The following is a 7,413-nucleotide window of genomic DNA, read 5'->3' as shown; positions in this document are numbered from 1 at the left end:
TCGGCATACAAACGTAATCGCTTCATTTGCGCTACGCTTAAACTTGACGTATCGCTTTGTGCCGTCAGCCCCAGTTTAATTACCGGGTCTAAACTTGGGTTAAAACGAAGGAGTCTTGGCTTTTCTATATCAAGGGGAAGTTGTAAAACATCGAGTTTTTCGCGCACTTCTAAGCTCGCGAAATCCATGTCAGTACCCCATGCAAATGAAAGCACTACGTCAGACTGGCCTGCGCGCGATGTGGACGTAACTTTACGTACGCCTTTTACTACGCCAATGGCTTCTTCAATGGGTTTTGAAACCAGTTGCTCGACTTCGCCTGGCGCTGCACCGTCGTAGTCAGTACGAATGGTGAGAGTAGGGTAAGATAAGTCAGGCAGTAGGTTAACCGACAGTCTGCCTAACGACACCATACCAAATAGCAATACCGCAAAAGTGAACATACTAACGGCAACAGGGCGCTTTACAGCAATATCTACAATACGCATTGTGTGAGTTCCTTGTTGGGCCGAATTAGCTGTTAACTACTTCAACAGGGGCGCTGTCTTTCAAGTTTTGGTGGCCTGCGGTAACCACTTCTTCATTACCGTTTAAACCATTAATAACTTCAATGACTTCGTTGTTTTCGAAACCTGTAGAAATATCAACTTTTTTAACTTTGCCGTTGTCGACAACGAATACACTATGATTATTATCGATGGTAACTAGCGCTCTACGAGGCAACAACGTGGCGTTAGCATGTGTTGCGTACTCAAGTGACACATCGGTAAACATGCCGGCTTTAAGTTTGTTATCTTCGTTAGGTACTTTTAAGGTTACTTTGAACGTGCCGGTGGTCGCATCGATGACCGGGCTTATACGTTCAACACTCGCGGTGATACTTCTGTCGCCTAAAGCCGCCACGGTAAGCATTGCACCTTGTCCAATCACTACGTTAGGTAGCTCATTTTCAGGCAGATACACAATGCCTTGAAGATTACGTTGCTGAACGATATGGAACATTCTCTCCCGTTGGAACGATTCAGTCAGGTTGCCCACTTTGGCATTCCTTTCTGCAATGTATCCATCAATCGGTGCTGTGATCGTTGCTTCTTTCAAATCAAGTTCAGCCAAGCGTACAGACGCTTTTGCTGATTCAAATTGCGAAGTGAGCTTGTCGTAAGTGTCATCGCTGATAAGCTTTTTGGAATAGACTTTGTTGACCTTTTCTAGTTCGCTTTCAATACCAGCTAAATCAGCCAAAGCTTTTGATAAGTTCAGCTCGTAGCGGCGTTTATCAAGCTGTGCCAGTACCTGGCCTTTTTCAACATAATCACCTTCTTCTACGAAGATTTCTTCGATAATTCCAGACGCTCGCGCAACCACAAATGCTTCTTCACGGGCTTCTAAAATAGCGGTTGTATCGTAAGTGGACGTAATGTCGCCAGTAACAATGGTTTGGGTTTCAACGGGAATAGCAAAAACGGTTTCTTCAACTTCGGTGGCGTTGGCTTGGTCATTAATGGCATCAGCATCAGAACATGCTGTCATCGAGAGAGAGAGGGCAACAATACCGCTTCCAACAAGTAATTTGAGTGATGTTGGCGAAAACGGTAATAAAGAATGTGATGGTGAAAAAGAGGTGTTGCTGTGCGTTGTAGTTTCCATGGTCAATAACCCTAACGTAGTTGTCGTTATATAATAATGACCATATACAGCAGCTAATATGCCAAAGATGTTAACTAATGTTAATTGTTAATAATATCAATCACTTATGAGTGTAACAAACAGTTTCAACGAAAAAGCCAACCCAAGTGGTTGGCCTTTTCTACTAATGCTTAGCGAGAATCGCTAAAAAGAGGCTGGTTCTACTATAGTTTATTAAACCAAAGTATAGCTTGTAGTGATCTCAACATTACCCGTTAGCATTAGCATGACGGAACAGTATTTTTCTGCAGAAAGCTGCACAGCGCGAGCAAGGGCCTTTTCACTAATGCCTTCACCTGACACTGTGTAATGCGCGTGAATTTTAGTAAATACACGAGGCGGCTCTTCAGCGCGTTCAGCTTCTAATTCACAGTTACAGGCTTCAATGTTAAAGCGCCCTTTTTTAAGAATATCTACCACGTCAATACTTGAACATGCACCAACTGCCAACAGCACTGATTCCATCGGAGATACAGCCTTACCGCTGCCGTCCATCACCGTTTTGTAACCGCTGTCGGTAGTTCCTGTAAAAGTTAAATCTTGATCCCAAGAAACACGTGCTTTCATTGTTTGTCCTAATGTCATAAAAATAAAAAAGGAAGCTGCAAGACAGGCCAGTTTAGCGCTTCAATGCAGCTGTGACATGTGCGTTTATTTGTTAAGGCGAACTGCATCTGGGCTAAGCGTGATTTTCTTTTGCTTATATAACGCCCCTAACGCTTTTTTATACGCCGCTTTACTCACGTTAAAATGAGAGTAAATGGCTTCTGGCGCACTCTTATCTGTTAGCGTAGAAATGCCACCGTGGGCTTCTAAGTCATCTAAAATGGCTTGTTGAAGTGCATCACGGCCACCTTTGTCTACGCGCTGAAGGGCTACATCCACCTTGCCGTCGTCACGAATTGCTTTAATTACCCCTTCAGTAGCTTGCCCGACTTTAAGTGGCTTAAAGGCATCGCTATGGAAAATAAGACCTAAGCTTTTTTCATTGATAACTACCTTAAAACCTAAATCAGTTTTGGCATAAACCAAGCATTGCACTGTGTCGCCCTCGTTGAGATAGGCACTACTTTCCTTTAGAAAATAGTGAAGCTTGGTAGCACCTAAAATACGCTGGGTTTTATCATCAAAAAAGGTGTGAACAACATAGTACATACCTGGATTAACAGGTTGGGCTTGGTAGTCGTTGGGCATTAAAAGGTCGTTGTCTAAACCCCAGTCGAAAAATGCACCAAAGTTAGTGGCAGATACCGCTTTAAGTACCTTAGTTTCACCAACTTGAATCAAAGGTTTCTTCATGGTGGCATAGAGATCGCCGCGCTGATCTGTGGCTACAAATACGTCTATCTGTTGTCCTTCTGCGAGGGAAGTTTCTACTTCGTCAATCGCAAGGGTCACAGTTTGCAGCTCTTCAGCATCATCTATTTCTATTACGCAGTCGTTTTCGTCGTTGTTTACGACAAGTGGCGCTAAAGCGTAGCCAAAAGGGTATTGGGCTACCACGCGTAATGTATTAATTTTTCCAATATTTATCATCAGCACTGACTTTTTAAAAAGAACAGGTAACATGATACTGGAATGAACGTAAGAGCTAAACCATTATGAAGTTAAATTGCGATTTAGGTGAGAGTTTTGGCGCGTGGTCAATGCCGGTGGAATCGGCCATTATGGCAGAAATTGATCAGGCCAACATTGCGTGTGGTTTTCACGCTGGTGACCCATTAGTGATGAAGCAGGCTATTCGGTTAGCCAAACAACATGATGTGGTCATAGGTGCCCATCCAGCCTATCCAGACTTACAGGGATTTGGTCGCAGAAGTATGGCGATTGCCGCTGATGAACTCAGCGCTATGATCCAATATCAAGTGAGTGCATTGAGTGGAATGGCAAAGGTTTGCGGGGCCAACGTAAGCTATGTGAAACCTCATGGTGCGCTTTACAATGACATGATGAAAGATACAGCTGTCATGCGCACGGTAATGCAAAGCATAGCTGAAATAAATATGCAGTCGTTAAATTCGCCCCTCGCGCTAATGGTACAGGCTACGTCGCAAAATGCAGCGCTTAAAGACGCTGCGCAAGAGTGGGGGCTGCCGTTGTATTTTGAAGCGTTTTCAGACAGGCGTTATACCGATGAAGGTTTACTGCAATCTCGCTTGATCGAAGGTGCCGTGTTAAGCGAGAGCGACGCATTGCTTCAAGCTAAACAACTTATATCATCGGGAACAGTAACGACAGCTTCGGGAGCAACACTTGCAATAGAAGCGGATTCTCTGTGTGTACATGGCGATACTAAAGGGGCGGTGAATATTGCAAAGAAAATCAGAACATTTCTATAAACCTGCCTCATAAAAAACACATTTTACAAGAACAATACAAGAGGCTGTTACCCATTGTTGTGCTGAGAGTGGTATATCTAAAACTAAGTACTCAGAACCAAGCACTGACAGCCGTTTAAATAACAAGGACAGTAGATGCAAGCTTTCGGTCGCATTAAGCGAATAGTTACAGCAAGTGCAGACGCCATTATTTTGTACTTTGATGGCGCAAACCTGGACGACGCGAATAATGCCTGTCATCACATGCTGGCAGCGATAGATAGCAAAAAGGGAAGCGATTCGTGGGCTTGGCTGCGTGAGTGTGTGCCTTCCTATGACAGCCTGTTGATTATTTTTGATATGGCATTAATTGATAGCCACGGTGTATACCGTGCCATAAGTAATCTAAGCGCTGAAGACATGAGCCTGCAATCATTCTCTTTGCAAGCAAAAGAGAATAAAAGTAGCGCCGTGATTGAAATTCCTGTTTGGTACGGTGCGCCTAATGCAAGTGATTTAAGTGTAGTGAGTAAGAAAACGTCACTGTCTATTGAAGAGATTATCGAATTGCACACTAGCACGACTTATAAAGTATACGCAGTGGGTTTTTCTCCGGGCTTTGCCTATATGGGTGATATTCCAGAAGCGCTCAAATGTGCGCGACTAGGCACACCGCGCAAACGGGTACCTAAAGGTGCGGTTGCAATTGCTGACAGGCAAACTGCTGTTTACCCCAGTGAATCACCTGGAGGATGGAATTTATTGGGGCTTACGGCGTTCGACATGCTCATTCATAAAAATGAGCAAAGTGAAGCGCGGTTAAAAGCAGGTGATGTGGTTAGGTTTGTTTCAGTTACTGAACAGGAATATAGAGCAGGATTGCAGGTTGAGCGATGAGAATTGAAGTACTCAGTAAAGGATTGTTTAGCCTTATCATAGATAACGGACGGGTAGGGCGACAACGGGATGGATTTTGTGAATCAGGCCCTATGGATAGTAACGCCTATGATTGGGCCAATTTTCTAGCCTTCAATTTAGACGGTACGCCATGCTTCGAAGCGATTGGTGAAATGCGATTACGGGTTGATGAAGATTGTATTATTGCTGTGACTGGCAGGGAACCGTCACTCGACGTAGATGGAAACGCTAAAGCAACATACCAGAGCCAACATGTACCGGCAGGCGCAACTATTACGTTTGGCAGCGCTCTACTTGGTAGCAAAGCCTATTTGGCAATAGGTGGAAATTGGCATGTGCCAAAAGCGGTAGGGAGTGCATGTACGGTAGTACGCGAACAACTTGGTGGGTTGGATGGTAAGGGATGCGCGTTAAAAGATGGCGATTGCATCGACATTTCAGCTAACAGCAGAATTAAAAGCACCGCTAGAATGCGCACTCTCTCGCGGCAGCACATAGACAACTATGGTTTTTTAGAGTCTATTCGGGTTATTCCCGGGTATCAGTTTTCGAGTTTTAGCGCTGTTGCTTTACGCACGTTTGAAACAAGCAGCTATACGGTTTCATCGGCTATCGATCGCATGGGCTTTAGGTTGACCGGTGAATCAGTTACAGCCGATATAGAAAACATGCGCTCAGAGGCAATTCATTTAGGTGCAATTCAAGTTCCCGGCGATGGGCAGCCTATTGTAATGATGCGCGACAGACAAACATTAGGGGGTTATCCAAAACTTGGCTGTGTAAGCCCCTGTGATATAAGTCGCTTGGCCCAAGCCGTGCCAGGCGAAAAAGTGAATTTTGTTTTTCAACATGAAGAAGAAGCAAGGGCAGACTGGCTACTGATGACAAGTAGGCGTCGCCGACTACAAGGAGAAATATTGTGACGATTGCGTTTCTAAACGGTGAGTATATGCCTCTTTCTGAGGCTAAAATTTCTCCGATGGACAGAGGCTTCCTTTTTGGTGATGGTATTTATGAAGTCATTCCAACGTATTCTGGTAGCGCAGTAGGCTTCAAGGGGCACACATCGCGTATGGCGCAAGGCCTTAAAGCTATTGAAATCGCTAACCCTTATTCAGCAGAAGAATGGCAAGACATTTTGTCCAGCTTGGTCGAAAAAAACAAAGCGTTTATAGAAAGCGGAAACATTGGTGTTTATTTCCACGTAAGCCGTGGCACCGATACAAAACGTTTTCATGCATACCCTAAGAATATAGCACCCACTGTATTCGGGTTTGCTTTTGAAATAGCGCCACCACAGCCTACAGCAAAATCTGAAGCAAGGCCTTTCAAAGTTGCGCTTCAACAGGATAAAAGGTGGCAACGCTGCCATATCAAATCCACATCCTTGTTAGGCAATGTAATGCACTACCAAGCAGGTGTTGACGCAGGCGTTAACGAAACTATTTTGTACAACAGCGAAGGTATGATAACCGAGGCAAGTTCATGCAACGTGTTTATGGTGAAAGACGGATGTATATCTACGCCCCCCTTAAACCATGAACTTCTTCCCGGTATTACTCGCGCCATTGCAATTGAAGCATTTAAACAGGCAGGCTTGGTTGTTACTGAAACTTGGTTTAGCAAAGATGAGTTGCTGGAGGCAGATGAAGTATGGTTAACCTCTTCAAGCAAAGAAGTTGCCCCGGTAGTTGAAGTAGACGGGAAACCTATTGGCACAGGGGAAGTGGGTGACGTGTGGGAGAAAGCAATTAAGGCTTACCACGCATATAAGTTTAAAGCGTAACGAAAAAAGGCCCGCTTAAAGCGGGCCTTTTGCTAGAATAAAACTGTTAGTTATTCAGGTAAGTTGTCGCAGTTACCGTCTGTACACTCACCGTATAAGTAAAGGCTGTGATGCGTTAGCTTCATCTTGTGTTGCTTTGCAATCATCTCTTGGCGTTCTTCGATAATGTCATCTTCAAACTCAATGACCTTGCCACACTTCAAACACACAAGGTGGTCGTGGTGATCTTTGTGACTGATTTCAAATACAGATTTTCCACCTTCGAAATGGTGGCGATTAAGAATGCCTGCATCATCAAATTGGTTTAACACGCGGTACACGGTAGCAAGACCAATTTCTTCACCCTGTTCGATAAGGATTTTGTAAACGTCTTCAGCGCTGATGTGTTGGTTTTCTGGCTCTTGCAGAATTTGTAAAATTTTAAGGCGAGGCAGAGTGACTTTTAGCCCTGCTTTTTTCAATTCTTTATTTTGATCCATTACAACCTACTAAGAACGAGTGAATAAGTATTTGGTGGTTATTATAGGTAAGTTGAAACAATTTAAAAGCAAAACCGTGGAAACTTTGTTTTCTCGCTGAAAATTTACGCATTGTGCAATGTTTTTAAAAATTGTGACATGGACACAGGCCGCGTGGCGTCTGGCCTGACCAGGTTGTAAGTGCCAGATTTATCTACTAAATGTGTAAAATAAATAAAACTTTTGA

The 7,413-nt window shown here is 43.9% G+C and carries 9 protein-coding genes; 4 read left to right on the top strand and 5 right to left on the bottom strand.

Annotated elements, in window-relative coordinates; all coding sequences use genetic code 11:
• From QVA83_RS18895 to QVA83_RS18880, 4 genes are all read right to left on the bottom strand, one after another.
• Nucleotides 1-488 (bottom strand): efflux RND transporter permease subunit (locus tag QVA83_RS18895; protein ID WP_287498804.1); only part of this gene is annotated, 488 nt, incomplete at its 3' end.
• Nucleotides 489-513: 25 nt separating this feature from the next.
• Nucleotides 514-1,647 carry an efflux RND transporter periplasmic adaptor subunit gene (locus tag QVA83_RS18890; protein ID WP_014976746.1) on the bottom strand — a complete coding sequence of 378 codons (1,134 nt, stop codon included), beginning with the start codon at nucleotides 1,645-1,647 and terminating at the stop codon, nucleotides 514-516.
• A gap of 213 nt (nucleotides 1,648-1,860) precedes the next feature.
• Complete coding sequence (locus QVA83_RS18885; protein ID WP_014949747.1) at nucleotides 1,861-2,253, bottom strand: OsmC family protein; 393 nt, start codon at nucleotides 2,251-2,253, stop codon at nucleotides 1,861-1,863.
• An 84-nt stretch (nucleotides 2,254-2,337) separates the two neighbouring features.
• The gene (locus QVA83_RS18880; protein WP_156078456.1) at nucleotides 2,338-3,222 is read right to left on the bottom strand and encodes a CvfB family protein; all 885 of its coding nucleotides are present in this window, start codon (nucleotides 3,220-3,222) and stop codon (nucleotides 2,338-2,340) included.
• Between the two features lie 65 nt (nucleotides 3,223-3,287).
• Between QVA83_RS18880 and QVA83_RS18875 the strand changes: the two genes are divergently transcribed.
• The 4 genes from QVA83_RS18875 to QVA83_RS18860 all read left to right on the top strand — a co-directional run bounded on the left by QVA83_RS18875 (nucleotide 3,288) and on the right by QVA83_RS18860 (nucleotide 6,708).
• Nucleotides 3,288-4,025 (top strand): 5-oxoprolinase subunit PxpA, encoded by a 738-nt coding sequence (locus QVA83_RS18875; protein ID WP_156078455.1) that lies wholly within the window; start codon nucleotides 3,288-3,290, stop codon nucleotides 4,023-4,025.
• A gap of 135 nt (nucleotides 4,026-4,160) precedes the next feature.
• The gene (gene pxpB, locus QVA83_RS18870) at nucleotides 4,161-4,901 is read left to right on the top strand and encodes a 5-oxoprolinase subunit PxpB (RefSeq protein WP_156078454.1); all 741 of its coding nucleotides are present in this window, start codon (nucleotides 4,161-4,163) and stop codon (nucleotides 4,899-4,901) included.
• Nucleotides 4,898-5,845, top strand: a complete 948-nt coding sequence (locus QVA83_RS18865) for a 5-oxoprolinase subunit C family protein (protein WP_156078453.1) — start codon at nucleotides 4,898-4,900, stop codon at nucleotides 5,843-5,845. Before pxpB ends, QVA83_RS18865 begins: the two co-directional genes overlap by 4 nt.
• Entirely contained in the window at nucleotides 5,842-6,708 is an 867-nt protein-coding gene (locus tag QVA83_RS18860) for a D-amino acid aminotransferase (RefSeq protein WP_049587284.1), read from the top strand. Before QVA83_RS18865 ends, QVA83_RS18860 begins: the two co-directional genes overlap by 4 nt.
• A 50-nt stretch (nucleotides 6,709-6,758) precedes the next feature.
• On the opposite strand, the gene fur is transcribed toward QVA83_RS18860, so the two are convergent.
• Nucleotides 6,759-7,187, bottom strand: coding sequence for a ferric iron uptake transcriptional regulator (gene fur / locus QVA83_RS18855; protein WP_014949741.1), 429 nt, complete (start codon nucleotides 7,185-7,187; stop codon nucleotides 6,759-6,761).
• Between the last annotated feature and the right edge of the window lie 226 nt (nucleotides 7,188-7,413).

The sequence above is a fragment of the Alteromonas sp. AO-Serp genome, from assembly GCF_017849675.1.
Taxonomy (GTDB): domain Bacteria; phylum Pseudomonadota; class Gammaproteobacteria; order Enterobacterales; family Alteromonadaceae; genus Alteromonas; species Alteromonas macleodii.
The sequence above is the reverse complement of the archived record's forward strand: the minus strand, read 5'-3'. Positions and strand labels throughout refer to the sequence as shown.